General features: G+C 60.7%; 23 protein-coding genes. 10 read left to right on the forward strand and 13 right to left on the reverse strand.

Going from position 1 to position 24,220, the window contains the following annotated elements; all coding sequences use genetic code 11:
- Positions 1-2: 2 nt before the first annotated feature.
- From ABN482_RS04755 to fdxA, 7 genes are all read right to left on the reverse strand, one after another.
- The gene (locus tag ABN482_RS04755) at positions 3-1,070 is read right to left on the reverse strand and encodes a linear amide C-N hydrolase (RefSeq protein WP_349502903.1); all 1,068 of its coding nucleotides are present in this window, start codon (positions 1,068-1,070) and stop codon (positions 3-5) included.
- Between the two features lie 118 nt (positions 1,071-1,188).
- Positions 1,189-2,202: a CobW family GTP-binding protein gene (locus ABN482_RS04760; protein ID WP_349502904.1), complete on the reverse strand. Its 1,014-nt coding sequence runs from the start codon at positions 2,200-2,202 to the stop codon at positions 1,189-1,191.
- 76 nt (positions 2,203-2,278) lie between these two features.
- Entirely contained in the window at positions 2,279-3,493 is a 1,215-nt protein-coding gene (gene zigA, locus ABN482_RS04765; protein ID WP_349502905.1) for a zinc metallochaperone GTPase ZigA, read from the reverse strand.
- Between the two features lie 157 nt (positions 3,494-3,650).
- Positions 3,651-4,286, reverse strand: a complete 636-nt coding sequence (gene nth, locus ABN482_RS04770) for an endonuclease III (RefSeq protein WP_349502906.1) — start codon at positions 4,284-4,286, stop codon at positions 3,651-3,653.
- A complete protein-coding gene (gene rsxB, locus ABN482_RS04775; RefSeq protein WP_349502907.1) occupies positions 4,283-4,915 on the reverse strand; it encodes an electron transport complex subunit RsxB in 633 nt (210 codons plus the stop codon). The genes nth and rsxB overlap by 4 nt, the downstream gene beginning before the upstream one ends.
- A 17-nt stretch (positions 4,916-4,932) precedes the next feature.
- Complete coding sequence (locus ABN482_RS04780; protein ID WP_349502908.1) at positions 4,933-5,739, reverse strand: ferredoxin--NADP reductase; 807 nt, start codon at positions 5,737-5,739, stop codon at positions 4,933-4,935.
- A gap of 42 nt (positions 5,740-5,781) precedes the next feature.
- The gene (gene fdxA / locus ABN482_RS04785; protein WP_349502909.1) at positions 5,782-6,105 is read right to left on the reverse strand and encodes a ferredoxin FdxA; all 324 of its coding nucleotides are present in this window, start codon (positions 6,103-6,105) and stop codon (positions 5,782-5,784) included.
- 153 nt (positions 6,106-6,258) lie between these two features.
- Between fdxA and pncB the strand changes: the two genes are divergently transcribed.
- The 5 genes from pncB to accD all read left to right on the forward strand — a co-directional run bounded on the left by pncB (position 6,259) and on the right by accD (position 12,898).
- Positions 6,259-7,440: a nicotinate phosphoribosyltransferase gene (gene pncB / locus ABN482_RS04790; protein WP_349502910.1), complete on the forward strand. Its 1,182-nt coding sequence runs from the start codon at positions 6,259-6,261 to the stop codon at positions 7,438-7,440.
- A gap of 73 nt (positions 7,441-7,513) precedes the next feature.
- Positions 7,514-9,784, forward strand: a complete 2,271-nt coding sequence (locus ABN482_RS04795) for a RelA/SpoT family protein (protein ID WP_349502911.1) — start codon at positions 7,514-7,516, stop codon at positions 9,782-9,784.
- Positions 9,785-9,921: 137 nt separating this feature from the next.
- A complete protein-coding gene (gene trpB / locus ABN482_RS04800; RefSeq protein WP_349502912.1) occupies positions 9,922-11,121 on the forward strand; it encodes a tryptophan synthase subunit beta in 1,200 nt (399 codons plus the stop codon).
- Between the two features lie 42 nt (positions 11,122-11,163).
- Positions 11,164-12,000 (forward strand): tryptophan synthase subunit alpha, encoded by an 837-nt coding sequence (trpA, locus tag ABN482_RS04805; protein ID WP_349502913.1) that lies wholly within the window; start codon positions 11,164-11,166, stop codon positions 11,998-12,000.
- A 25-nt stretch (positions 12,001-12,025) separates the two neighbouring features.
- Positions 12,026-12,898: an acetyl-CoA carboxylase, carboxyltransferase subunit beta gene (accD, locus tag ABN482_RS04810; RefSeq protein ID WP_349502914.1), complete on the forward strand. Its 873-nt coding sequence runs from the start codon at positions 12,026-12,028 to the stop codon at positions 12,896-12,898.
- Between the two features lie 74 nt (positions 12,899-12,972).
- On the opposite strand, the gene ABN482_RS04815 is transcribed toward accD, so the two are convergent.
- Positions 12,973-13,845 carry a methylenetetrahydrofolate reductase gene (locus ABN482_RS04815; RefSeq protein WP_349502915.1) on the reverse strand — a complete coding sequence of 291 codons (873 nt, stop codon included), beginning with the start codon at positions 13,843-13,845 and terminating at the stop codon, positions 12,973-12,975.
- Positions 13,846-13,988: 143 nt separating this feature from the next.
- Complete coding sequence (locus ABN482_RS04820) at positions 13,989-16,988, reverse strand: Rne/Rng family ribonuclease (RefSeq protein WP_349502916.1); 3,000 nt, start codon at positions 16,986-16,988, stop codon at positions 13,989-13,991.
- Between the two features lie 534 nt (positions 16,989-17,522).
- On the opposite strand from ABN482_RS04820, the gene ABN482_RS04825 reads away from it, so the two are divergent.
- The 4 genes from ABN482_RS04825 to ABN482_RS04840 are packed head-to-tail and all read left to right on the forward strand — an operon-like array spanning position 17,523 to position 19,718.
- The gene (locus ABN482_RS04825) at positions 17,523-18,476 is read left to right on the forward strand and encodes an RluA family pseudouridine synthase (RefSeq protein WP_349502917.1); all 954 of its coding nucleotides are present in this window, start codon (positions 17,523-17,525) and stop codon (positions 18,474-18,476) included.
- On the forward strand, positions 18,473-19,168 hold the full coding sequence (locus ABN482_RS04830; protein ID WP_349502918.1) for an HAD-IA family hydrolase: 696 nt from the start codon (positions 18,473-18,475) through the stop codon (positions 19,166-19,168). The genes ABN482_RS04825 and ABN482_RS04830 overlap by 4 nt, the downstream gene beginning before the upstream one ends.
- A complete protein-coding gene (locus ABN482_RS04835) occupies positions 19,149-19,442 on the forward strand; it encodes a barstar family protein (protein ID WP_349502919.1) in 294 nt (97 codons plus the stop codon). The genes ABN482_RS04830 and ABN482_RS04835 overlap by 20 nt, the downstream gene beginning before the upstream one ends.
- Positions 19,443-19,460: 18 nt before the next feature.
- Positions 19,461-19,718, forward strand: a complete 258-nt coding sequence (locus ABN482_RS04840; protein ID WP_349502920.1) for a cytoplasmic protein — start codon at positions 19,461-19,463, stop codon at positions 19,716-19,718.
- Between the two features lie 2 nt (positions 19,719-19,720).
- Here the strand turns inward: ABN482_RS04840 and ABN482_RS04845 are convergent, their stop codons facing one another.
- The 4 genes from ABN482_RS04845 to ABN482_RS04860 all read right to left on the reverse strand — a co-directional run bounded on the left by ABN482_RS04845 (position 19,721) and on the right by ABN482_RS04860 (position 23,555).
- Positions 19,721-21,337 carry a methyl-accepting chemotaxis protein gene (locus ABN482_RS04845; RefSeq protein WP_349502921.1) on the reverse strand — a complete coding sequence of 539 codons (1,617 nt, stop codon included), beginning with the start codon at positions 21,335-21,337 and terminating at the stop codon, positions 19,721-19,723.
- A gap of 205 nt (positions 21,338-21,542) precedes the next feature.
- Entirely contained in the window at positions 21,543-22,145 is a 603-nt protein-coding gene (locus ABN482_RS04850) for a hypothetical protein (RefSeq protein WP_349502922.1), read from the reverse strand.
- A 22-nt stretch (positions 22,146-22,167) separates the two neighbouring features.
- On the reverse strand, positions 22,168-22,917 hold the full coding sequence (locus ABN482_RS04855; RefSeq protein ID WP_349502923.1) for an SAM-dependent methyltransferase: 750 nt from the start codon (positions 22,915-22,917) through the stop codon (positions 22,168-22,170).
- Positions 22,914-23,555 carry a Maf family nucleotide pyrophosphatase gene (locus ABN482_RS04860; protein WP_349502924.1) on the reverse strand — a complete coding sequence of 214 codons (642 nt, stop codon included), beginning with the start codon at positions 23,553-23,555 and terminating at the stop codon, positions 22,914-22,916. The genes ABN482_RS04855 and ABN482_RS04860 overlap by 4 nt, the downstream gene beginning before the upstream one ends.
- Before the next feature lie 243 nt (positions 23,556-23,798).
- Between ABN482_RS04860 and ABN482_RS04865 the strand changes: the two genes are divergently transcribed.
- Positions 23,799-24,215, forward strand: coding sequence for a hypothetical protein (locus ABN482_RS04865; protein WP_349502925.1), 417 nt, complete (start codon positions 23,799-23,801; stop codon positions 24,213-24,215).
- Positions 24,216-24,220 lie beyond the last annotated feature (5 nt).

A 24,220-nucleotide genomic window follows, 5' to 3' on the forward strand; every position in this document is an offset into this window, starting at 1 on the left:
GTTCAGATGCCCAGGAACCGGAACGGCGCACTTTCCCGGAAGGCGTCGTTGGCCATGCCTGAGTAGATGTTCTTCTGATTGGCCCCCAGATCCAGCTTCATGACCTTGCCGGTCTGCTCGGAGAGATCCAGCTTGTCCAGATCGACCCAGAAGGTATTGGGCGTGAGCGCGGACTCAAAGAAATAGCGCTTGCGCTTGTGGTCGGTCACGGTACGCCAGCGGGTCGAGGAGATATTCGGCTGGTCGGGCGTGGTCAGGCCGTAGGGTACGGATACGTTGCGGATCACGCTGAAGACACTGGCGATGGTCTCGAGCGGGTCATCGGTCTTGGGGACGGCATTGACGTAGAACGAGGCGCGGGCAAAGCGGTCTGCGGCCCGATTGGTCCCCGGCAGCACAATGGTGCCACCGATGTCCTTCCAGTATTCTTCCATGGCCAGTTGCTTGTCGAACGTCGGCGAATTGGTCATGACCTGATACTGGCGGCCGTGATGGATGACCTGCTTGCCATCGATATACTCGATGATGGCGCTGTCGCCGGTAGCATCGGACATGGCCAGGTGCAGGGTCGCCAGGCGGTCTTCGCCTGGCACGTTGTCGCTGACCAGCGTGAACGGTTCGGTCGAAAGGTAAGCCACGGCCTCGGCCACGGTGGCGAAGTTGTCCAGCACATATTGCGCCCAGGCGGCAATGGTCAGGCCCGGTTTGCCGCTGTCGTGCTCGGGGTAGCTGGATTCGACCAGCCAGAGCACGCTGGCCGACAGCCCCGCCTCATTGAGTCCATCGGTGGTCGAGATGTCATAGCCCGATGCGATGACGCTGCCATAGCGCGAGGTCCAGTTGATGGAGTTGGGGCCGGCTTCGCCGTTGCGCTGCATGCCACGCGGGAAGACCCAGAGGTTGGTGCCCACGTCGGTTTTCCAGTCCATCGAACGTGCCGTCACGATCTGGTCGGCCACGCCGTGATAGACCAGCCGGGTGCATGCTTCGACCAATGGTGGTGCGAAGGTCACGGTCAGGGCGAGTGCAGCGGCAAGTACGGTCCTGCGCGGTGTGCTGAGGTTGGGCATGGAGCATCTCCGTAGTGGGGGCATCGCTATCTTATACGGGACTTTGTAACGTCGCATAGCAGGATTGCCGCGGCCTTGATGAAATTGACTTTCATGGCATGGCCGTGCGACTGCGGCTTTATGCCGTCGGCATGTGGGTAATGAAAATAATGTGGCTACGCCGGTCAGTATCTGGCCAGCCCTGCAGCGGCACAGGTGGATAGATACTGTGGCCGACGCCGTGGATGGCGTAGGGCACAGCAGCTCCCTGGATATGCACCAGCCCCTTGATTCGCAGGACATGACCGGGCAGGTTGGCCGTCTGCGTGGCAATCCACTGTGGCAGGCTGGCCAGTGCGAGCGGTGTTTCGAAGGTGACGGTGGTTACCGCAAGGCCATGATCGGCCGGCAGCGTACTGCCTGCATGGCGCATCGACAGCGGGTGCGGCGACAGCAGGGCGGTGCCCGTGATGGGTGTATTGCTGGTGCGTGCCGCATGGTGGGTTGCCGAAGCGAGTTCCAGCAACCGGTCTGCTGCTATGGTGCCGTGGTTGATTTCCATCCGGGCGGCTGATGGGTTGATACGATCAAGTTGCAGACGCAATGATGCATGCTGCGCCGCACTGGCCTGGTCTGGCTTGGTGAGCAGGATACAGTCGGCCGCCGCCAGTTGCCTGAGTGCGACTGGGTGTTGCGCCAGTGTCTCGTCGCCATGGCACAGATCAAGGGTACAGATCACCCCGTCAAGTCGATAGCGGCCTGACAATTGCGGGTGGCTGGCCAGCGTCTGGAGTACGGGTATCGGATCGGCCAGGCCACTGGTTTCGATCAGCACGCGGTCGAACTGGCGCTGGCCGTTACGGGCAAAACGCCAGGTAATGTCGCGCAGCGTCTGCACCAGATCACCGCGCAGCTGGCAGCAAAGGCAGCCACCTGCCAATGGTGCCACGACCTGTTCTGCGCTGTGTGCGACCAGCAGGTGATCCAGTGCCGTCTGTCCGAATTCGTTGATGACGACCAGGGCGTGACGCAATGCTGGCTGCCGGACCAGATGGTTGAGCAGCGTCGTCTTGCCGCTGCCCAGGAATCCAGTCAGCAGGGTGACGGGAATCGGTACAGGCAGGGCGCTGTGTGCTTGGGAGGAATCGGGCATGGCAGTGGCAAAAGCAATGAACAGGCTCGCAGCAATCCTGTCGCTGCGGTCCTGGGGTGCAGCGGCCCGCTCCTGCTCAGGGCCAGTCAGGAAAGGGATTGTGCCATGTTTGCCAGGCGATCGGCCCCTGCGCCATCTCGGCGTCATCCAGCAGGCAAAGATCCAGCCGGGCCCGCAGGGTCGCCTGGTCCATGCCCATGCCGATCAGAACCAGTTCCTGGCGTGCGTCACCGACGCTGCTGTCCCATTTTTCGAGAATGCGCAGGCGACTTTCGTCGTCCTGCGGCCAGCGCTCGGGAGACACGGCAGCCCACCAGTGCCCCGCAACACCATGTCGCAGAATGGCACCGGCCTGGGACCAGTTGCCCGCCAGGGCAGGATGGCTGGCCAGCCAGAAAAACCCTTTTGCGCGCACGACACCAGGCCATTTTTCCTGTGTCAGCTCGAAGAAGCGACCCGGATGGAAGGGCCGGCGTGCCCGGTAGACAAAGCTGGCAATGCCATACTCTTCGGTTTCCGGCACATGCTCGCCGCGCAACTCCTTGAGCCAGCCCGGTGCCTGGGCGGCCGCATCGAAGTTGAAGAGACCGGTATCCAGGATGCGGTCCAGCGGTACCTGGCCGAAACGGGCAATCTCGATGCGGGCACGCGGGTTGAGGCGCTGCAGGATGGCCTGCAGCCGGCTGCAGGATGCGGCGTCGATGAGATCGATCTTGTTGAGGACGATGACGTCGCAGAACTCGACCTGATCGATAAGCAGATCGACCACGGTGCGCTCGTCTTCCGGCCCCAGCGATTCCCCGCGTTTCTGCAGGCTGTCATGGGAATCGTAGTCGCGCAGGAAATTACAGGCATCGACGACGGTGACCATGGTATCGAGCCGGGCGATCTCGCTCAGGCTGCGGCCCTGGTCGTCCTCGAAGGTAAAGGTCTCAGCCACCGGCAGGGGTTCGGCAATGCCGGTCGATTCGATGACCAACTGGTCGAAGCGCTTTTCGGCGGCCAGTCTGGTCACTTCCAGCAACAGGTCTTCGCGCAGCGTGCAGCAGATGCAGCCGTTGCTCATTTCGACCAGTTTCTCGTCCGTGCGGGATAGGCTGGCACCGCCGTCGCGCACCAGCGCGGCATCGATGTTGACTTCGGACATGTCGTTGACGATGACCGCTACGCGGCGGCCTTCGCGATTGTTCAGAATGTGGTTCAGCAGGGTAGTCTTGCCGGCACCGAGAAAGCCGGACAGTACCGTGACGGGCAGGCGAACGCGGCCGTCGGGGGTTGAGTGGGGAGTCATGTTGTGGCGTGTCGCAAGGGGATGTCGCAGGCTGCAATGCACGGCGCATACTGCCGGTACGGCATATTAATAGAAATGTTATAACATAACTATTCTAATGCGATTTCTGTCGAGAGCATACATAAAGGGCGGGGCATGTATGCCGCTCGGCAGTTGTTCAGGCTGCGGTCTTGGGCTTGAAGTCGCAAAGATCGCTGATGCCGCACTGCGGGCATTTCGGGGTACGTGCCACGCAGATATAGCGGCCATGCAGGATCAGCCAGTGATGGGCATCCAGCAAGAACTCCCGGGGGACATTGCGCAGCAGTTTCTGCTCGACCTCGAGGACGTTCTTGCCGGGAGCCAGGCCGGTCCGGTTCGAGACCCTGAAAATATGGGTATCGACGGCCATCGTCGGCAGTCCGAATGCGGTGTTGAGCACGACATTGGCAGTCTTGCGGCCGACACCGGGCAGGGCTTCCAGTGCCTCACGCTCGCGAGGCACTTCACCGCCATGCAGGTCAAGCAGCATCCGGCAGGTGGCGATCACATTCCTGGCCTTGGTGCGATACAGGCCAATGGTCTTGATGTACTCTGCCAGGCCTTCTTCACCGAGATCGAACAGGGTCTGCGGCGTGCCGTGTTGTAGAAAAAAACGACGTGTCGCCAGATTGACGGACTTGTCCGTTGCCTGTGCGGACAGAATGACGGCAATCAGCAACTGGAAGGGGGTGTCGTACTCGAGTTCGGTGGTCGGGTGAGGGTTGGCCGCCCTCAGCCGCTGGAACATTTCGAGACGCTTGACTGCATTCATGGTGTGCTTCCTGCTGCTGCGCGGCGAGCCCTGGCCTTTGCCAGGGCATCCAGCACGCTTTGCTGCTTGTGTCCGGCGTCGCGCACGGCAACGGGGGGAGCCGTTACGGCTGCCGGTGCCTTGTCTGCCATGTGTTGTTTGCGCGTCTGGCGATTCTGGTAGCGCAGCCGGGCCTGCTCGGCATCATTGCGGTTCCAGGCCGGGCGGCTCGCCGGGACCAGGCTGATGCAGTCGACCGGACAGGGTGGCAGACAGAGATCGCAGCCCGTACACCAGTCGGCCAGCACGGTATGCATGCGTTTGTTGGCACCGACGATGGCATCGACAGGACAGGCCTGGATACACAGCGTACAGCCAATGCAATGTTGCTCGTCGATGACGGCGACCAGCAGGGGCGTATGCCTGCCATGCGTTTCATCCAGCGGGAGCACCGGCGTGTCCAGCAATCTGGCGAGATCCGCAATGCCGGCGTCGCCGCCGGGCGGACAGCGATTGATGGCAGCCTCACCGCGTGCGAGGGCGGTGGCATAGGGCGCACAGCCGTCATAGCCGCATTTGGTGCATTGCGTCTGGGGCAGCAGGGCGTTGATCTGTTCTTCGAGCATGCGCGAAAGAGAGGCAGGGGGCATGCACACCACCCTGCGGGTTACCAGTAGTTTTCGACGGCCAGATTGCCCTGGGCACCGCGTCGACCCGGTGCAAAGCCGCGTTCGCTCAGCATCTTGCGGGCTTGCGTGATCATGTCGGGGTTGCCGCACAGCATGACGCGGGCACGTTCTGGGTCAAGTGGGGAACCTGTCAGCCGGGCCAGGCCACCATTTTCGATCAGCGTGGTCAGGCGTTCCTGGGGCATGCCAGGCAGCGCCTCGCGGGTGGCGATGGGCAGGTACAGGAAGCGATCATCGCCGGCTACGCCCCAGTCACGCCAGGGAACCTGGTCTGCCAGATTCGAGAGTGTGTCGCGATAGGCCAGCTCATCGGCATGGCGTACCCCATGGATCACGATGATGCGATCGAAAGCCTGCCAGACCGATTGCTCCTTGAGGATCGACAGGTAGGGGCCCAGACCCGTGCCCGTACCGATCAGCCAGAGATCGCCGTTCTGGTGCAGCCGGTCGGCCGTCAGAAAACCGAAGGGGGTGCGATCGACGCACAGCATGTCACCTGGCTGCAGGGCGGCCAGGCGCGGGCTGAACTGCCCTTCGGGCACGACGACCGAATAGAACTCGAGATAGGGGTCGGCTGCGCCCGATACCATCGAATAGGCACGCCAGAGTGCCGGGGCCTCTTCCGGTGTGGTGTGATCCTGCAGGCCGAGGCGGGCGAACTGACCGGCCGTGAAGACAAAGCCAGGCTGGCGTTCGACCCGCAGCGAAAACAGCTTGCCGGGCACCCAGGTACGAACCTCCGTAACCGGTGTGCGGAAGAATTTTTCGTCGGGAAGCGTCGTCATGTCGGGCCGATCCTTGCTGCGGGCATCGATGCGCTGCGCGCGTCAGCGTTCCAGGTACTGGAGCTTGTCGCCCACGCCATTCCAGTCGTCGGCATCCGGCAGAGAGTCCTTGGCACGGCTGATGGTGGGGAAGGACGGAGAAAGCTCGGCATTGATCGCGATGAACTGGACCTGATCGCTGGGCACATCTTCTTCGGCGAAGATGGCGTTGGCCGGGCACTCCGGGATACAGACTGCGCAGTCGATGCATTCATCAGGATCGATGACGAGGAAGTTGGGACCTTCCTTGAAGCAATCGACCGGACAAACGTCCACGCAATCGGTATATTTGCATTTGATACAGTTTTCTGTGACGACATGAGTCATGTTCGGTACTCCGGCGGCCGTGCCGCGCTCCAACGAAATCAGTGCGACCGCACTGGCCGCAATGTGCAATTTTACCCAATTGGCGGATTTTGGCAGGGATACCCCTTTCGGGGCTGGTGCTGTACCATGGCCGCTTGATATGCAGCTGACGATATGATTATTACTTCGCTTCTCGATACCGATCTGTACAAATTCAGCATGATGCAGGTTGTGCTGCATCAGTTCCCTGCCGCGCAGGTCGAATACCGCTACAAGTGCCGCACATCAGGTGTTGACCTGCGGCCCTATATCGACGAAATCCGCGCAGAAGTTCGCGCATTATGCCAGCTTCGCTTCGAAGAGGACGAACTTCGCTACCTTTCCGGCTTGCGATTTATCAAAAGTGATTTCGTTGATTTCCTGAGGCTGTTCCATTTACCGGAAAAGGCAATCGATATTATCGAGAGCGATGATAATGGAGGCATTTCAATCAGCGTCAAAGGGCCATGGCTGCATACGATTCTTTTTGAAATTCCGGTATTGGCAATCGTTAATGAGGTTTATTTCAGAAATACCAGCCGCTTTCCGGACTCGGAATGGGAGGAAGGGCGCAAGCGCCTGCAATCCAAAATGCATCTGGTGCTCGATGATCCTCAGATCGAAGAATTCAGGCTGGCTGAATACGGTACGCGCCGCCGTTTTTCCAAGGCCTGGCATGCCGAAGTCGTGCGGGTGCTAAAGGATCAGATGGGGCCGCATTTTGCAGGTACCAGCAATGTCTGGCTGGCGCGTGAGCATAATGTCACGCCGCTGGGCACCATGGGGCATGAATATCTCCAGGCTTGCCAGGGGCTGGGGCCGCGCCTGCGGGATTCCCAGGTGTTCGCGCTCGAGACCTGGGCCAAGGAATATCGAGGTGACCTGGGTATTGCCTTGTCCGATGTTTATGGCATGGAAGCCTTCCTGCGCGATTTCGATATGTATTTCTGCAAGCTCTTCGACGGGGCACGTCACGATTCGGGAGATCCGTTTATCTGGGGCGAGCGCATGCTGGAGCACTATCGCAAGAATCGGGTAGATCCCCGTACCAAGACACTGATCTTTTCGGACGGGCTGACGTTTCCGCTGGCCATCGAACTGGCCAAGCGCTTTGCCGGGCGCTGCAAGGTGTCATTCGGTATCGGCACCAACCTGACCAACGACCTGGGCCATCAGCCGCTGCAGGTAGTCATGAAAATGATTCGCTGCAACGGCCAGCCGGTTGCCAAGGTGTCGGATGCGCCGGAAAAAACCATGTGTGATGACCCGGCCTACCTGGCCTATCTGCGCCAGGTCTTTGACCTGCCGCCACCCTGACCACGACAATTACGCGGTATCCTGACATTTTGGTTATTTCTGTCCGGTATTCTGCCGTTTTCTGCTTGCAACCATGCCCGTATCTTCAACCACCCGTACCGATACCGTCGACCTGAGTGCCGATCCAGCTGCCCTGCTCGATGAGGACTGGTTGCAGGCCGTTTCGGAGGAACTGGACGACAAGGGGCAGGCGCTGATGGCCCAGGTGCGCGCCTGGATCCTGCCACGCCTGAATGATAGGCAGGCGGCCAGTGGCGAACGGCTGGCAGCTCACGGTGCTGGCGTGGCCCTGATCCTGGCGGGTTTGCAGCTTGATGCCGCCACCCGCACGGCCGGCCTGCTCGCCGCATTGCCGGTCGAGCATATGGAACCGCGCTCACTGCGCAACAACCCGGTCGCCGCCGAATTCGGCGGTGAGGTAGCGCGGCTGGTGCAGGGTGCGCAGGCGCTGATCCGGTTGGGGCAGATCGCTCGCGAATCCAATGACAGCGAAGCCCGTTCGGGCAACCAGCAGGAAATGCTGCGCAAGATGCTGCTGGCGATGGCCGCCGATCTGCGTATCGTGCTGATGCGGCTGGCCTCGCGCCTGCAGACGCTGCGCTGGCATGCCGTCAGCAAAGTACCGTGTTCGCCCGAGTTCGCCCGCGAAAGCCTGAGCCTGTATGCGCCGTTGGCCAACCGGCTGGGCATCTGGCAACTCAAGTGGGAACTCGAGGACCTGGCCTTTCGCCAGCTCGATCCTGTGCGCTACAAGTCGATTGCGTCCAGCCTCGAAGAGAAGCGGGTCGAGCGCGAGGCATTCATCGTGCGTGCCGTCGAGGGCGTGCGCGAGGCGCTGGAGGCGGTTGGCATCGAGGCCGATGTCAGTGGGCGCCCCAAGCATATCTACAGCATCTGGAACAAGATGCGCATCAAGAAGCTGGATTTTTCCCAGCTATACGACCTGCGGGCGTTGCGCGTGATCGTGGCCGACGAGCGCGAATGCTATACGGCGCTGGGGCTGGTTCACGAGATGTGGAATCCCTTGCCCGAGCAGTTCGACGACTACATCTCGCGGCCCAAGCCCAATGGCTATCGCTCTCTCCATACCGTCGTCAATGACGAGGATGGCAAACCGTTCGAGGTGCAGATTCGCACCCGCGAGATGCACGATTTTGCCGAGTATGGCATGGCGGCGCATTGGCACTACAAGGAGGCCGGCGCCCGTGGCGGCCAGGTCAAGGCTTCGAGTCAGTATGACCGTCAGCTTGCCTGGATGCGCCAGTTGCTGGCCTGGAACACCGATGTCAGCAACGAGGAAGGCAGCCGGCCCGAGGCCCAGGTCGAGATGGCCGTCGAGGATGAGCGCATCTACGTGCTGACGCCGCAGGCTCGCGTGATCGATCTACCCCAGGGAGCCACGCCGGTGGATTTTGCCTACCACCTGCATACCGACCTGGGACACCGTTGTCGCGGAGCACGGGTCGATGGCCAGATGGTGCCGCTGCTGACGAAATTGCAGACCGGGCAAACGGTCGAGATCATTGCCGCCAAGTCGGGCGGGCCTTCGCGCGACTGGCTCAAGCCCCAATCCGGTTTTCTGGCCAGTCCGCGAGCACGTGCCAAGGTGCGGCTCTGGTTCAACGCCATCGAGCTGCAGCAGCGCATCGTACAGGGCCAGGCGCTGGTCGAAAAGGAATTGCAGCGGCTGGGCAAGACCGCCGTCAACCAGGAGCAACTGGCACAGCAACTGGGTTTTGCCCGTGCCGATGACCTGTATGTCGCCGCGGCCAAGGAAGAATTCAGCCTGCGCCAGCTCGACCACCTGTTCCAGCAACAGGAACGGGGCGAGCAGGCAGAAGATGAGGACGCCGACCTGTTTGCACAGCCGGGGCGCACGGCCGGGCGCGAGACGGCCTCGACCCAGGGCGGTGTGCTGGTGGTCGGGGTCGATGCGCTGATGACGCAATTGGCACGCTGCTGCCGACCGGCACCGCCCGATGCCATCAATGGCTTTGTCACGCGAGGCCGCGGGGTGTCCATACACCGTGCGGACTGTCACAGTTTTGCGGTACTCGCCGAGCGTCATCCAGAGCGGGTCATCGAGGTGGCCTGGGGGCAGGGCAAGGATGCACTGTATCCGGTCGACATCAGTGTGCGGGCGCAGGATCGTTCCGGCCTGCTGCGGGACCTCTCCGAAGTGTTTGCCAGGCAGCGGCTCAATGTCGTGGGGGTCAATACCCAGAGCAGGCGTTCGCTGGCACACATGGTGTTCACGGTTGAGGTACGCGATGGCAGCCAACTGTCTCAGGTACTGGCTGCGCTGACCGAGGTGCATGACGTGGTGGAGGCCGTGCGAGCCTGAACGCATGCGCTGTCAACGTTCAGGCCTGGCCGGCCTTCGATATCCTGCTTTGATGAATCCCCTTTGGGGGAACGGGTGCTGGGCATCGCGCGCCAACGGCCAGACTGCTAAAATGTCCGATTCCTTTAGGTAGCCTCATGACAGCTTACGACCAACCTGATGCCAGCGGGCACTTTGGGCCATACGGCGGCGTATTCGTCGGCGAGACCCTGGTGCATGCACTGGATGAATTGCGCGATGCCTACGCCCGCTATCGCGATGATCCCGATTTTGTGGCCGAGTTCGAATACGAACTGCGTCATTTCGTTGGCCGGCCTTCGCCGGTCTATCATGCTCGCCATTGGTCGGAGCAGATCGGTGGCGCGCAGATCTGGTTCAAGCGCGAGGATCTCAATCATACAGGCGCGCACAAGGTCAACAACTGTATTGGCCAGGCCTTGCTCGCCCGCCGCATGGGCAAGCGCAAGGTCATCGCCGAAACCGGCGCAGGCCAGCATGGCGTGGCCACGGCCACCGTGGCGGCTCGTTTCGGCATGGAGTGCAAGGTATTCATGGGTAGCGAGGATGTTCGCCGACAGGCAGCCAACGTATATCGCATGAAGCTGCTGGGTGCCGAGGTCTGCGAGGTCGACTCGGGTTCGCGCACCCTCAAGGATGCGATGAACGAGGCCATGCGCCACTGGGTCACGAATGTCGAGGATACCTACTACATCATCGGCACGGTCGCGGGGCCGCATCCCTATCCGGCCATGGTGCGCGATTTCCAGATGGTGATCGGCTGCGAGGCGTTGGTGCAGATGCCCGAGGCAGCTGGTCGCCAGCCCGATGTCGTGGTCGCTGCCGTGGGTGGCGGTTCCAATGCGATGGGTATTTTCTATCCTTATCTGACGCACGATGCTGTTCGTCTGGTCGGTGTCGAAGCGGCTGGTGACGGGCTCGAGACCGGGCGTCATGCAGCCTCGCTCACGCTGGGTACGCCGGGCGTACTGCATGGCAATCGCACCTATCTGCTGCAGGATGCGCATGGCCAGATCCAGGAAACCCATTCGGTCTCGGCCGGCCTGGATTATCCGGGCGTGGGGCCGGAGCATGCCTGGCTCAAGGACATTGGCCGCGCCGAATACCAGACCGTGACCGATGCAGAGGCACTGGCGGCATTCCATGACTGCTGCCGCCTGGAAGGTATCATTCCGGCGCTTGAATCTTCACATGCCCTTGCGTGTGCCCGCCGCATGGCAGCCAGCATGTCGCCTGACCAGATCATCCTGGTCAATCTGTCCGGGCGCGGCGACAAGGATATCCATACCGTGGCCGAGCGCGGCGGTATCGTTTTCTAGGAAAAGCATGAACCATTTTCCGTATCGACAAGGAGTGCGGGCATGAGCGCACAGCCTGACAATCGTATTGATCGTACCTTTGCTGCACTGCGCGCCGCCGAGCGACGCCGGGCGGCACTGGTGCCGTACATCGCCGCGGGCGATCCGTCCGATGAAGCGACCGTGCCGCTGATGCATGCGCTGGTGGCCAATGGGGCTGACATACTTGAACTGGGCGTTCCGTTCTCCGATCCTTCGGCAGATGGCCCGGTCGTGCAGCGTGCCACGCAGCGGGCGCTGGATCGTGGCATGAACCTGTCCAGGGTGCTGGAGCTGGTCGCTGCGTTTCGCCGCGATGACCAGAATACGCCCGTGGTGCTGATGGGCTACGCCAATCCGATCGAGCGCATGGGATTGGGGCAGTTTGCTGCCCGTGCCGCAGAAGCGGGTGTCGATGGTGTGCTGACGGTAGACTACACGCCCGAGGAAAGTGCTGATTACACTGCCGCACTGGCCCTGCATGGCATTGCACCGATTTTTCTGCTGGCCCCCACTTCTGCCGAACAGCGTATTCGCCAGGTAGCTGCCCTGGCACGTGGCTATGTGTACTATGTGTCGCTCAAGGGCGTTACTGGCGCAGGCCATCTGGATATCGACGACGTCGAACGCCGGCTGGCTGCTATCCGCGAGCATGTCACGATCCCCGTCGGGGTCGGTTTTGGCATCCGCGATGCTGCCAGTGCTGCCCGCATCGGCGATGTGGCCGATGCCGTGGTGATCGGCAGCAAGCTGATCGAAACCATCGAGCAGGCCGTGGCGGATGCCGCGCCATCGGCTGTGGCCGAAAAGGCTGCCGAGGCCGCAGGTGCATGGCTCAAGACCGTGCGCGACGCGCTCTGAACAGATTGACAACAGGAATCGCAACATGAGTTGGCTAGACAAGATTTTGCCTCCGCGCATTCACAAGAACGAAGGGGCCGGCAAGCGAGTGCCCGAAGGCCTGTGGGTCAAGTGTCCGTCATGCGAGGCCGTGCTGTACAACGAGGATCTTTCGGCAAACATGCGTGTCTGCCCGAAATGCGATCATCACATGCGCATCGGCTCCCGTGCCCGTATCGATACCTTGCTGGATCGTGAAGGGCGTACCGAGATCGGCCAGAATACCCGCGCAGTCGACAGCCTCAAGTTCAAGGACAGCCGCAAGTATCCCGAGCGTCTGCAGGAAGCCATGAAGCAGACGGGTGAAACCGATGCGCTGGTGGTGGTGCAGGGTGCGATTGTCACACAGCCGGTCGTGTTGGCCTGCTTCGAGTTCGAATTCATGGGCGGCTCGATGGGATCGGTCGTTGGCGAGCGTTTTGCGCGTGGCGTACAGGCGGCCATTGATGGTCGCATGCCATTTATCTGCGTGGCGGCTTCGGGCGGTGCACGCATGCAGGAAAGTTTGCAATCCCTGATGCAGATGGCCAAAACCAATGCAATGCTGATGCGTCTCGCCGAAAAAGGACTGCCTTTCATTAGCGTGTTGACGGATCCGACCATGGGCGGCGTGTCTGCCAGCTTTGCCTTCATGGGTGATGTGGTCGTGGCCGAACCCAAGGCGCTGATCGGCTTTGCCGGCCCACGCGTGATCGAGCAGACCGTGCGTGAAAAACTGCCCGAAGGCTTCCAGCGCGCCGAGTTTTTGCTCGACAAGGGGGCGATCGACATGATCGTGGACCGGCGCAAGCTGCGCGATGAACTGGCACGCCTGTTGGCGTTGCTGATGCGCCAGCCCGAAGGGGTCGTTTCCCAGTAAGCTGCTGCCTCGGTCTGAGGCAGTGGCCTGGCGGTCTGCTGTATGCCGTCCGCCTTTTTTGCCGTGTTCCGGTGTCAGCGTGCCGCTTCGTGTTTGCGAGAGCGGTACTGCTCTATCCATCTTGCAGACTGCGAGATGCCTCCGAATGGAAAGAAATGCAGGTTCACCTTTCCATGTGCTTCTGTCAGGCCGGCGGTCAGGCGATCCACAAAAAGATCAGGGCCCGCCGTTCCGAGCAGCTTGCCCATTGAAATACCATACTTGGACCACATCGATGCGCACGCGCTGACGCCGCACAGTGCGGCATAACGCATCAGCACCGCGATGCCTGCCGGGCCAGGTACGCCGATCCGCACGGGATGATCGAGGCCACGCTCGCGCAATGCTTTCAGCCAAGTCAGCACGATGTCGGCATCGAATGCAAACTGCGTGATGATCAAAGGCGTCATGCCGTGCATGACAATGCTGCGGCATTTGCGGTCAAGCACATCCCAGCGAGCGGACGGGCTCATGGCCGGATGGTCTTCTGGATGCCCTCCCACGCCTATGACTTCAATGCCAGAACGCTCGAAGACGCCTGTTTCGATCAGCGATAAGCTGTCTGGAAACGGCCCCATCGGGTTGGGTGGGTCTCCAGCAATCACCAGACAACGCTTGACGCCCGCTTCGGCGGTTGCGCGCATGATGAATAATTCAAGTTCTGTGAGCGAGGCAATGCGGCGTGCCGCAAGGTGTGGCATGGCTTCAAAGCCGAGTTGATGCACGGCCTGCGCTGCGGCCAGTCGTACCTTGTTGTCCTGGCCAGGCAGGTAGGGAATGGAAATTGTGGATGTGGGCAATATTCGGGATGCGGCTGCGGTCAGCGCAGGAATGTCCTTCGCGTTGACTTCTAACGAATAGGCATCAGTGATATCAAGGGTGGAGTCGGGTCTATCGAGATGGGTCAAGGGTGTTGCCGTACCTGGCGAATATGATTGAAAAAGTGCTGTAGTCTACCCAAGTCCGGCACTGACGTCATGGCGTAATAAAAAACCGCCCCGATAAATTCTTATCGGGGCGGTTTTTTTCAGACCATCAGGTCTGGTGCGTTTCAGCGTTGGGTTTCAACCTGAACCAGCGGTGCCGCATCGACCTTGGGGGAGGCCGGAATGATGCGACCCAGGCGGGCCTTGGCGGGCTGGCTGGCGATCTGGGCCTGTACGGCCGACAGGCGTTCGGGCTGAGTCTCGACCCATTGCAGGCCGGCAGCCTGGACAACGGTGGTCAGGCTTTCGCCGGCAGCGTGCCGAACCGGTGCGGGTACCACGATCGGGTCGGCCGACACGGGCTGTGCCGGTGCAGTTTCCTCGACCGTGACGGCCGGTGCGACCGGCGCGGCGGCTTCTGCCGCTGCCGGGGCAGCACTGTCGACTGCGGGGGCAGGCACCTCTGCCTGTACGACAACCACTTCTGCAGCTTGCTCTGCTTCGGTGACAACCGGTTCAGATGCCGCTGCGGGTGCTGCAGGCACTTGCTCGACCGGTGCCTGCACGGCAGGTTGTTCGGCAGGCTCGGCAGCCACTTCGGTGACGATCGTCGATTGCTCTTCAACCTGAGGTGCTGCCACGATGGCGGGCATCGGCGTTTCTGCAGCCTGGGTTTCGACGGTCGCAAGCGTTACAGGTGCGCTGATAGTGGCGTCTGTCGCGACGACTTGGTCGGCCGCATCGGCGTTTTCTCCAGCCTCTTCGCCTTGCAGGTTTTCGCTGCCGTTTTCATCCGTGCCTCGACGGCTGCGGCGACCGCGACGGCGGCGGCGCTTGCGCTCGGTATCGGCAGTTCCTTCGGCTTCTTCGCCCTGGACGGTCAGATCGGTATTCTCGTCCTCATCCTGGCTGTTGGCGGTATCGACAGCCGGGCTGTTGAGCTGAGTTTGATCCGCAGCAGGTGCGACGGCTGCGCCGCTTTCCAGGTCGGTCACTTCGGTCTCGGTGCCATTCTGGTCGTCGCGACCGGTACGGCTGCGGTTGTTGCGGCGACGACCACGACCGGCACGTTGCTCCTGTTGCGCCGTGTCTTCTGCTGCAGCGACGGACAACGAGGCTGCTTCGACAGATCGGGCATTGTCTGCTGCCTGGGGGGCAGCCTGTTTGCGTTCGCCTTCGTTGCGACGGCCACCACGCGTGTTGCGTGCGCCTTCTTCTGTACGGGCTTCGTCACCATTGCGGCGTTCGCCGCGCTGTTGCCTGTTGCGACCTTCGCCACCGCCCTGGCGATCACGCTGACGTGACTGGTCGCCACGCTTGCGACCTTGCTGGCGCTCGCGATTGCCGTTTTCACCGGCAGCAGCGTTGCTCTTGGCTGGTGCGGCATCTTCGGAAACACCCAGGCCGAACAGGCGCTTGATGAAACCGATCAATCCGCCACCGGATGTGGCGGCCGCTGCGGCCTGGCGTTCGCCGGCGGCAGGTTTCCTGGCCGTAGAGGGAGAGGAAACCGGGGCGGGCTGGGCCGGCGTGATGCCCTTGACCAGCGCTTCGGGACGATTTTGTGCTTCTTTGGCGGCAGCGGTCCAGCCCGGCTCGTTTTCTTCCGGGGCCTGTACCAGCTGGAAGCTGGACTTGGGATCTTCCAGGCGCGGATCGTCGTGGCGCAACCGTTCGATGTGATGGTGCGGCGTTTCGAGATGGCGATTGGGGATCAGCAGCAGGTTGACCTTGAGGCGGGTTTCGACCTTGGCGATGTCGGCACGCTTTTCGTTGAGCAGGAAGGCGGCCACGTCGACCGGCACCTGGGCATGTACGGCCGCAGTGTTTTCCTTCATGGCCTCTTCCTGCAGCAGACGCAGGATGTGCAGTGCCGAGGATTCGGTATCGCGGATCACGCCGGTGCCGTTGCAGCGCGGGCAGGAGATGTGCGAGCCCTCGTTGAGGGCCGGGCGCAGCCGCTGGCGTGACAACTCCATCAGGCCGAAGCGCGAGATCTTGCCGATCTGTACGCGAGCACGATCAAGGTGCAGCGCTTCACGCAGGCGCTGTTCGACGGCGCGCTGGTTCTTGCTGTCTTCCATGTCGATGAAGTCGATCACGATCAGACCGCCCAGATCGCGCAGGCGCAACTGGCGGGCGACTTCGTCGGACGCTTCAAGGTTGGTGCGCAGGGCTGTGTCTTCGATGTCGGCACCGCGCGTGGAGCGGGCCGAGTTGACGTCGATGGAAACCAATGCCTCGGTATGATCGATCACGATGGCGCCGCCCGACGGCAGCTGTACCGTGCGCGAATAGGCAGTTTCGATCTGGTGTTCGATCTGGAAGCGCGAGAAGAGGGGGATGTCTTCGCGGTAGCGTTTGACGCGCTGGACGTTGTCCGGCATCACGACGCTCATGAAGGCAGTCGCCTGGTCGGCGATATCATCCGTATCGATCAGGATTTCGCCGATCTCGGGCGAGAAGTAATCACGGATGGCGCGAATGACCAGGCTTGACTCAAGGTAGATCAGTACCGGTGCAGGATTGTCGCGGGCGGCACCGTCGATGGCTTCCCAGAGTTGCTGCAGGTAGGACAGGTCCCACTGAAGCTCTTCGGCATTGCGGCCGATGCCTGCGGTGCGGGCAATGATGCTCATGCCCTGCGGCACTTTGAGCTGGTCCATGGCCTCGCGCAGTTCCTGGCGCTCCTCGCCCTCGACACGGCGCGATACACCACCGCCACGGGGGTTGTTGGGCATCAGGACCAGATAGCGGCCCGCCAGTGAGATGAAGGTGGTCAGGGCCGCGCCCTTGTTGCCGCGCTCTTCCTTTTCGACCTGAACGATCAGTTCCTGGCCCTCGTACAGGGCGTCCTGGATGCGGGCGGTGCGTACATCCACGCCTTCCTTGAAATAGGCGCGGGCGACTTCCTTGAAGGGCAGGAAACCGTGGCGGTCTTCGCCGTAATTGACGAAGCAGGCCTCAAGACCTGGTTCGATCCGGGTGATGGAACCTTTGTAGATGTTGCCTTTGCGCTGTTCGCGGCCGGCAGTTTCGATGTCGAGGTCTACCAGCTTTTGACCGTCGACAATGGCAACGCGCAGTTCTTCCTGGTGCGTTGCATTAAACAGCATGCGTTTCATGAATGGGTTTCTCCGTGGTCAACATGCGCCTGGATTTGGCGCCATGCATGCCTCGGACCATTCGGTACGGCTGAAAGAACGTGGAAACCAGGCCGGATGGGCCTGCGACTCAGCGAGCAGGCACGTCCTTCCCCGGAGGGCGTGGGGCGGTCAGCAGGTGGTTCATTGTCTATGTCTCAACAAGAATGTTTTCTGTGGCCGACAGACGCAAAGGGTAGCGAGGTGCGTCTGTTGCAGGTCAAGTAATGTTTCCTCGAAATTCCAAACCGATCACAGTGATACAAAACGGGCGATGCGGTCGCCAAACGGGGTGACACGCTTCGGCAGTCCAGGATTGCACTGAGTACCGGATGGCCCAGGGGTTGAGGAGCAGGCGGAACCCTTGAGGGTACAATAGCGGCCAGCACGCTTGACGGAAATAGTGCAGTCTGCGGAGGCGGCGTTGTATATGCCGCGAGCGGAGGTGCTTTGTCTCTACGTCGAGCGGGTTCACTCAGCCCTTTAAGGCTGTCCCGATTATAGCTTCTTTTCTTCATGCGCAAAGATAATCACGCGAGCACGGTCCGGATGGTGGAAATCGATGCCGGCCACGAGGGCCAGCGCCTCGACAATTTTCTGGTGCGGCTGTGCAAGGGCGTTCCCAAAAGCCATATATACAAGGCGATCCGCAGTGGTCAGGTGCGTATCGATGGGCGTCGCTGTCAGGCCGAGAGTCGTTTGGCCGAAGGGCAGACGGTGCGGATCCCCCCGATGCGCATGGCCGACCGCGACCCGGACGAATGGGTGCCGGGGGCCGAGTTCCCGGTGGTCTACGAGGACGAGCACATGCTGGTGATCGACAAGCCAGCCGGCGTGGCGGTGCATGGCGGCAGCGGTGTGTCGTTCGGCGTGATCGAGCAACTGCGTGCGGCGCGGCCCCAGCAGAAATTCCTGGAGTTGGCGCACCGGCTCGACCGCGATACCTCAGGGCTGCTGATCCTCGGCAAGCGCCGTGCCGCGCTGCTGGCGCTGCACGCCATGATGCGCGAAGGGCGAGGCCGCAAGCATTACTATGCGCTGGTCGAGGGCGATTGGCGCAATGACCGGCAGCATATCCGCCTGCCGCTGCTCAAATGGACGACCCGCAGCGGCGAGCGGCGGGTCAAGGTCGACGAAGACGGCGTACAGGCGCATACGATCGTCACAAAAGTGCAGCGCTTCGGCGAGTACAGTCTGGTTGATGCCGAACTGCGGACCGGCCGCACTCACCAGATACGGGTGCACCTGGCCAGCAGCGGTTTTCCGTTGGTGGGGGATGACAAGTATGGGCGTGACGAGACGCGCGCGCTGTTTGCAGCGCAGGGTTTCGGCAGGATGTTCCTGCATGCGCGTCTGCTCGAGATACCGCATCCCGTCAGTGGCGAGCCGCTGACGCTGGAAGCACCACTGCCGTCGGCCTGCACCGAACTGCTGGCACGGCTGGCACAGCAACAGGGAGAGATTGCATGACCCATACGCTGGCGGATGATGGCCGCCGTTACTCGCTGATCATTTTCGACTGGGACGGCACGCTGATGGATTCCACCCACAGCATCGTCTCTTCAATCCAGAAGGCCTGTGCCGACCTGGATCTGCCTGTTCCCTCCGACGCCATCGCCAGCTGGGTGATCGGCCTGTCACTTGACCAGGCCTTGCAGCGCGTGGTGCCGGAGCTGTCGCAGGACATGCTGCCGCGCTTCATCGAGCGCTATCGGGTGCATTATCTGCTGCGTGACCATGAACTCAAACTGTTCGAGGGGGTGCATGGCCTGCTGGGTACCCTGAGCGGTGCCGGCGTGCAGACTGCAGTGGCGACCGGCAAGAGCCGTCTCGGCCTGAGCCGCGCCCTGGCGGCTACCGGGCTGGAAGGCCACTTTGCCGCAACCCGCTGTGCCGATGAGACGCACAGCAAGCCGAACCCGGCCATGTTGTTCGAGCTGATGGACGAGTTGATGGTGCCGCCCGAACAGGTTCTGATGATCGGGGACACGACCCACGATCTGAACATGGCCGCCAATGCCGGCGTGCACGGGCTGGGTGTGACCTATGGCGCACATCCGCCGGAGGAGTTGAACCGTGCAGCACATGTCGGCCTGGTCAATGACGTGGTCGAATTGCGCGGCTGGCTGCGCCCGAGGCTGCATGAAAACCGTCATTCTTGATGGCGCGATCCACAGGACGCCGGCAGATGTATACGACCATCTGGCCAGGGTGTTCGATTTTGGTCCCTATTTTGGCCGCAATCCCGATGCGCTGTACGACTTCCTGGTGCCGCTGGCACCTGAAGAAATGCCGGTGCGGCTGATCTGGCGCAACAGCGGTATGTTCCGGCAGCAGTTTGGCGAAGTCTTTGCTCAGTTGCAGCAGGTATTCGACCATGTCCGGCGCTATTACAAGTGTGATGATGATTGCTTCACCTGGAATGCGGAAAGCTGAATGAAAAAGGAAAACCGAATGAAAGAAGTCGATCCGGCGCTCCGCGCTGCGCACAAGCACTCTTCACGGCATAGGGAAGAACTGCTCAACAGCCAGTCCTGTGGCTGTTTCCATTGCTGCAAGGTATTTGCGCCATCGGCGATCGTGGAATGGACCGATGGCGATACCTGTGCCTTTTGCCCGGAATGCGGAATCGATTCCGTGATCGGATCTGCCTCGGGCTATCCGATAGACGCCGCATTTCTGCGGCGGATGCATGATTATTGGTTTTCCTGAAATCAGTGCGAGAGCTGACGTATGGCCGGCCTGTATGACAAAGACGGCTGTGCGTGTCCGGCCGTATCGCCAAGGTTGAACACACTGACCAATTGCACCAGTGTGCCAGCCTGATCGTTCAGACTCGCCGCTGCGGCAGCGGATTCCTCCACCAGTGCGGCGTTTTGCTGAGTGACCTGATCCAACTGGTTGACGGCATCGCCGACCTGGGAGATGCCTTGTACCTGTTCCTGGGCCGCCGTGCCGATTTCGCCGATCAGTTCTGCCACCTTGCGCACACCATCCACCATCTCGGCCATCGTGGTGCCGGCTGCGCTGACAAGCGCTGATCCTTTGCTGACTTCGTCGACGCTGGTGCCGATCAGGTGCTTGATTTCCTTGGCTGCCTGTGCGCTGCGCTGGGCCAGGCCCCGCACTTCGCTGGCGACCACGGCAAAGCCGCGTCCCTGCTCGCCGGCGCGTGCCGCTTCTACCGCTGCATTCAATGCCAGGATGTTGGTCTGGAAGGCGATGGAGTCAATGACGCCCACGATGTCTTCCACTTTGCGGGAACTGGTCTTGATCGACTCCATGGTGCTGACGACATTTTCCATGACCGTGCCGCCTTGCGCTGCCGTTTCGTGGACAGAGCGCGCCAGCGTCGAGGCTGACTGTACGGCATCCAGGTTCTGCCGTACGGTGGCATTCATTTCTTCCATCGAGGCCGCCGTCTGCTCCAGGCTGGACGCCTGTTCTTCGGTACGCTGGCTCAGATCGGCATTGCCACTGGCGATTTGCGACGAGCCGGTGGCAATCGATTCGCTGGCATGGCGTACCTGACGAACCAGTTCGGCCAGCCTGGCACGCATGGCTTCCATGTTGGCCAGAACACTGTTGGTGTCCGTGGATTGCAACTGTACCCGGACGGCCAGGTTGCCCTTGGCTACTTCCTGGGCAATTTCGGCAGCATAGGTCGGCTCACCACCCAACTGGCGCGTAATGGTGCGCACCAGCCAGAAGCCCAGGGCGCAACTGACGCCTGCGCACAGAATGATGAGCGAAGTCAGCAGCCAGAAGGTGCGTTCCACAGCCTGCGCGGATTGTTCAATATTCTGGCGAGCCAGTTCTTCCTGCCGTTTGGCGGCATCCATCAGGATGGTTCGTACGGCAACATGCAGGCGGGCCGAGTCTTTATGCAAGACTTCCATCGCGGTCGGATCTGCCTGGTCAGCCATTTTTTGAACGACAGAGACGGCTTGCTGGTACTGTGTCCAGGTGTCGGCCAGTTTGGTGCCCAGATCACGCAGCTGGGCATCGTCTTTATTGGCCAGCAGGATGTCCCGGGCTTCAAAGATGGTTTTTTCTGACTCGGCGTTGAGTTTGAGTTCGGATGCGCGTGCCTGGGGATCCGTTTGCCAGATGTAGACATACATGCGGCGGAAATGGGTTGCGCCCTGGCGGGCGGCATCCATCAGGACGCGCACGGGTGTGACGGTGTCGGTGTACATGACGCGCTGCTGGGCACTGACATGCCACAGTTGTTGCATGGCCAGAATGCCGATGAGCACCAGCGTGGCAATGAAAAATATGATCAGCGCACTGAGTTTGTTCTTGAGGGTCCACGTTGGCTGCGAGGGCATGACGGCGTAATTCCTGATGAGTGTGGTGTGCTTTCTATGCGTATTCAGTGCACGTCGCCTGGGCAAGGCGTTGCGGATCGGAGTGTATGCGCAGACCCGAAGCGTCATGGTCACATTTTGACAACAACGTGTGAAAAATAGAGATAAATGGACTCTGCTGCCACGGCGGATGCATGGCGATGGGATGCCAAGATGTCTGGTACCGCTACCAGCGGTGTCTGCCCCATTTCATCCGGCCGTTTTCGACGGTTCGCCCGCCGCAACTGGGATAGCCTGGTGGCACAATCGCCACATTGCGCATGGTCGGCCGGATGTCGAAGCGTGCCAGGACCCTGGCTTGCTTCTGGTGGTCCGGATTCAGGTCGGGCAAGGCGTAATGGATCAGTTCGCCCATGGACTGTGCGAGCCATTGCTCGACAGACTGATCCTGGGAAAGCGGGTTGAGGAAACTGCTGCTTTCTGCCATTTTCTGCAGATCGGCATAGTGCCGGACATTCCACTGGCAAAACTCCAGAGTACGGTCTGAAAAATAAAGATCGTCCAGATATGCTCTGTCTGCCTGTTCAAGTGTCTGTGCTTCATCCTCTGTGATCTGATCGTACAGGAAGCGTACGGCCAGTGCTTCGAGCCGGTGCAGAACAAGGGCAGGGTGTTCGCCGCTGCCACCGCCCAGCACAAGATTGTCAGGCGTGGCGCTGAAGTCATAACCGCCCCAGCCCTCTCCATGAATGACTTCCAGTGGCCGATAAATGGGCAGGTAGCCCAGTTGACCAATGTATTCATGATCAAAGGAATCGATGTAGCTCATGCTGTTGCCGGCAGGTTCGATATCAGGCCAGAAAGAGGAACAGTGTGGGCTGCTTGTCCAGATCGGGGGCTGGCGACTGTTTCCAGTCGCTGATGGTGCGCGTCTGGATGGATTCATCGGGCGTGGTGACCGAGCGCGCCACACACAGTCGGGTGCTGCCTTTGAGTGTGTCGAGCAGCGTCTTGAAGAAGGCCGTATTGCGGTAGGGCGTTTCGATCATGATCTGCGTCTGTTGCTGGCGGGCTGATGCCTGCTCCCATTGCCTGAGCTGGGCTGCGCGTTCGGTGGGTGCCACCGGTGCATAGCCGTGGAAAGCGAACCGCTGTCCATCCAGGCCGCTGGCCATCAGCGCCAGCAGAATGGACGACGGTCCGGTCCAGGGGCAGACGCGTATGCCGAGCGTGTGGGCGATGCGCACCACGTGCGCCCCGGGATCGGCCACGGCCGGGCAACCGGCCTCGGACACCAGGCCAATCTCGCCGCCATCACGCGCGCGCTGCAGCCAGCGGTGCATGTCTGCTTCGCTGGCCTTGCGGTCCAGCACATGGATGGTGATTTCCTGCAGGGGCGTATCGGTGCCGATGGCTTTGAGGAAGGCGCGTGCCGTCTTGGCGTTTTCCGCGATGTAGCAGTCGAGCCGCGCGGCCAGGGTACGCACATCTTCTGGCAACCACAGCGATGACGGGACGCCCTCGCCCAGGGAAACGGGGATGAGGTGCAGATGTCCCTGCTGGCGGGCGGTGTTTGTCGTGCTGTTGCTGACCGTACTCATGCGGGGACGCTCTCTTGTTCGGAGGAGGCGATCGATGAGCCAGACAGGGGAGTTGGCTGGCCAGGCTTGAGCGGATCCAGCCCGAAGCTGCGCAGCATGCGTGACAGTTCGATCAGCGGCAGGCCGATGATCGCAGTCGGATCGCTGCTGTCCATGGCTTCCATCAGGCTGATGCCGAGGCTTTCGGCTTTGGCGCTGCCAGCCGTGTCATAGGGGCGGTCGATGCTCAGATAGTGCTCGATGCTCGCATCGTCGAGCGTGCGGAAGCGGCAGGTTGTCAGAATGTCGGCCGATTCGGTGCGGCTGCCATCGGTGAGCGCCAAAGCGCTGTGAAATACGACAGTCTGGCCGGACAGGCGGCGCAACTGGGCAACGGCCTGCGCATGGCCTCCGGGCTTGCCGATGGGGGCTGTGCCCAGCGTGGCAACCTGGTCCGAACCGATGACCAGCGCGCCAGGGTGGCGGGCCGCTACGGCCTGCGCCTTGGCGACAGCCAGACGCAGTGCCAGCTCGGCAGGCGCTTCGCCAGGCGTGGGGGTTTCATCGACATCCGGGGACACGACGGTAAAGGGCACGCGCAGGCGCTCAAGCAGTTCACGACGATAGGGAGAACTGGATGCCAGGATGAGGGTGGTCATGGACAGAGATAGGGGCGTAAGCCCGTCTGTAGGTAAATGTGTAGTGTATAGGAAACGGATTATTTTAACAGCGGGGATTTCGGGCTGAAATGAGTCGAGCAAAGCTTTTGGGGGGGCGAAGTCTCTCTGTCGCTTGGTTGTGTTTTCTGTATTATGAAAAAATAATTGCGTGTTTTTAGGTAATTTTTGCCGAATGTGCAGTTTTCCAGAAAATATGAGGGTGGTGTTATGGTGTCAGTTAAAGTGAAATCCTACCTGCAGGAAAATGGATGGTGGTTTGATGATTCGACGGAAGCATACGAAAGTGCTTTGTTGTCGTTGGGTGTGGATCTTGAATCAGATATGGCTTGTTTTTACTTGCATGCAGAGAGTGGAACGAATTTCAGTGGAAGGGGGAGTATTTATCAGCTGTGTTGGTTTGTTTTGAATACGGATTATCAATTGAATATTAAGTCGACGCATGAGGGTCTGGGGTTGCCTGTTGAGTATATTCCGCTGGATGGTTTTGACGGTGGTGGTGGTTATTTTTATAATAGAAAAACCGGGGAGGTCGTTGAGTTGGAGGTTGGGGAGAGGTTGGTTGGATTTTTGAATGGAGATTTCTATCCGCAGTGGGCTGATTTCAATTCATTTATTGAATATTTTTTTGAATTGAAATGAATGGG

Origin of the sequence: Corticimicrobacter sp., assembly GCF_040137905.1 — a bacterium.
Taxonomy (GTDB): domain Bacteria; phylum Pseudomonadota; class Gammaproteobacteria; order Burkholderiales; family Burkholderiaceae_B; genus Corticimicrobacter.

Bases quoted from the DNA above. Each gene is read 5' to 3' on its own strand.
- ABN482_RS04755 (WP_349502903.1), bottom strand. From the start codon at position 1,070: ATGCCCAACCTCAGCACACCGCGCAGGACCGTACTTGCCGCTGCACTC.
- ABN482_RS04760 (WP_349502904.1), bottom strand. From the start codon at position 2,202: ATGCCCGATTCCTCCCAAGCACACAGCGCCCTGCCTGTACCGATTCCC.
- zigA (WP_349502905.1), bottom strand. From the start codon at position 3,493: ATGACTCCCCACTCAACCCCCGACGGCCGCGTTCGCCTGCCCGTCACG.
- nth (WP_349502906.1), bottom strand. From the start codon at position 4,286: ATGAATGCAGTCAAGCGTCTCGAAATGTTCCAGCGGCTGAGGGCGGCC.
- rsxB (WP_349502907.1), bottom strand. From the start codon at position 4,915: ATGCCCCCTGCCTCTCTTTCGCGCATGCTCGAAGAACAGATCAACGCC.
- ABN482_RS04780 (WP_349502908.1), bottom strand. From the start codon at position 5,739: ATGACGACGCTTCCCGACGAAAAATTCTTCCGCACACCGGTTACGGAG.
- fdxA (WP_349502909.1), bottom strand. From the start codon at position 6,105: ATGACTCATGTCGTCACAGAAAACTGTATCAAATGCAAATATACCGAT.
- pncB (WP_349502910.1), top strand. From the start codon at position 6,259: ATGATTATTACTTCGCTTCTCGATACCGATCTGTACAAATTCAGCATG.
- ABN482_RS04795 (WP_349502911.1), top strand. From the start codon at position 7,514: ATGCCCGTATCTTCAACCACCCGTACCGATACCGTCGACCTGAGTGCC.
- trpB (WP_349502912.1), top strand. From the start codon at position 9,922: ATGACAGCTTACGACCAACCTGATGCCAGCGGGCACTTTGGGCCATAC.
- trpA (WP_349502913.1), top strand. From the start codon at position 11,164: ATGAGCGCACAGCCTGACAATCGTATTGATCGTACCTTTGCTGCACTG.
- accD (WP_349502914.1), top strand. From the start codon at position 12,026: ATGAGTTGGCTAGACAAGATTTTGCCTCCGCGCATTCACAAGAACGAA.
- ABN482_RS04820 (WP_349502916.1), bottom strand. From the start codon at position 16,988: ATGAAACGCATGCTGTTTAATGCAACGCACCAGGAAGAACTGCGCGTT.
- ABN482_RS04825 (WP_349502917.1), top strand. From the start codon at position 17,523: ATGCGCAAAGATAATCACGCGAGCACGGTCCGGATGGTGGAAATCGAT.
- ABN482_RS04830 (WP_349502918.1), top strand. From the start codon at position 18,473: ATGACCCATACGCTGGCGGATGATGGCCGCCGTTACTCGCTGATCATT.
- ABN482_RS04835 (WP_349502919.1), top strand. From the start codon at position 19,149: ATGAAAACCGTCATTCTTGATGGCGCGATCCACAGGACGCCGGCAGAT.
- ABN482_RS04840 (WP_349502920.1), top strand. From the start codon at position 19,461: ATGAAAGAAGTCGATCCGGCGCTCCGCGCTGCGCACAAGCACTCTTCA.
- ABN482_RS04845 (WP_349502921.1), bottom strand. From the start codon at position 21,337: ATGCCCTCGCAGCCAACGTGGACCCTCAAGAACAAACTCAGTGCGCTG.
- ABN482_RS04850 (WP_349502922.1), bottom strand. From the start codon at position 22,145: ATGAGCTACATCGATTCCTTTGATCATGAATACATTGGTCAACTGGGC.
- ABN482_RS04855 (WP_349502923.1), bottom strand. From the start codon at position 22,917: ATGAGTACGGTCAGCAACAGCACGACAAACACCGCCCGCCAGCAGGGA.
- ABN482_RS04860 (WP_349502924.1), bottom strand. From the start codon at position 23,555: ATGACCACCCTCATCCTGGCATCCAGTTCTCCCTATCGTCGTGAACTG.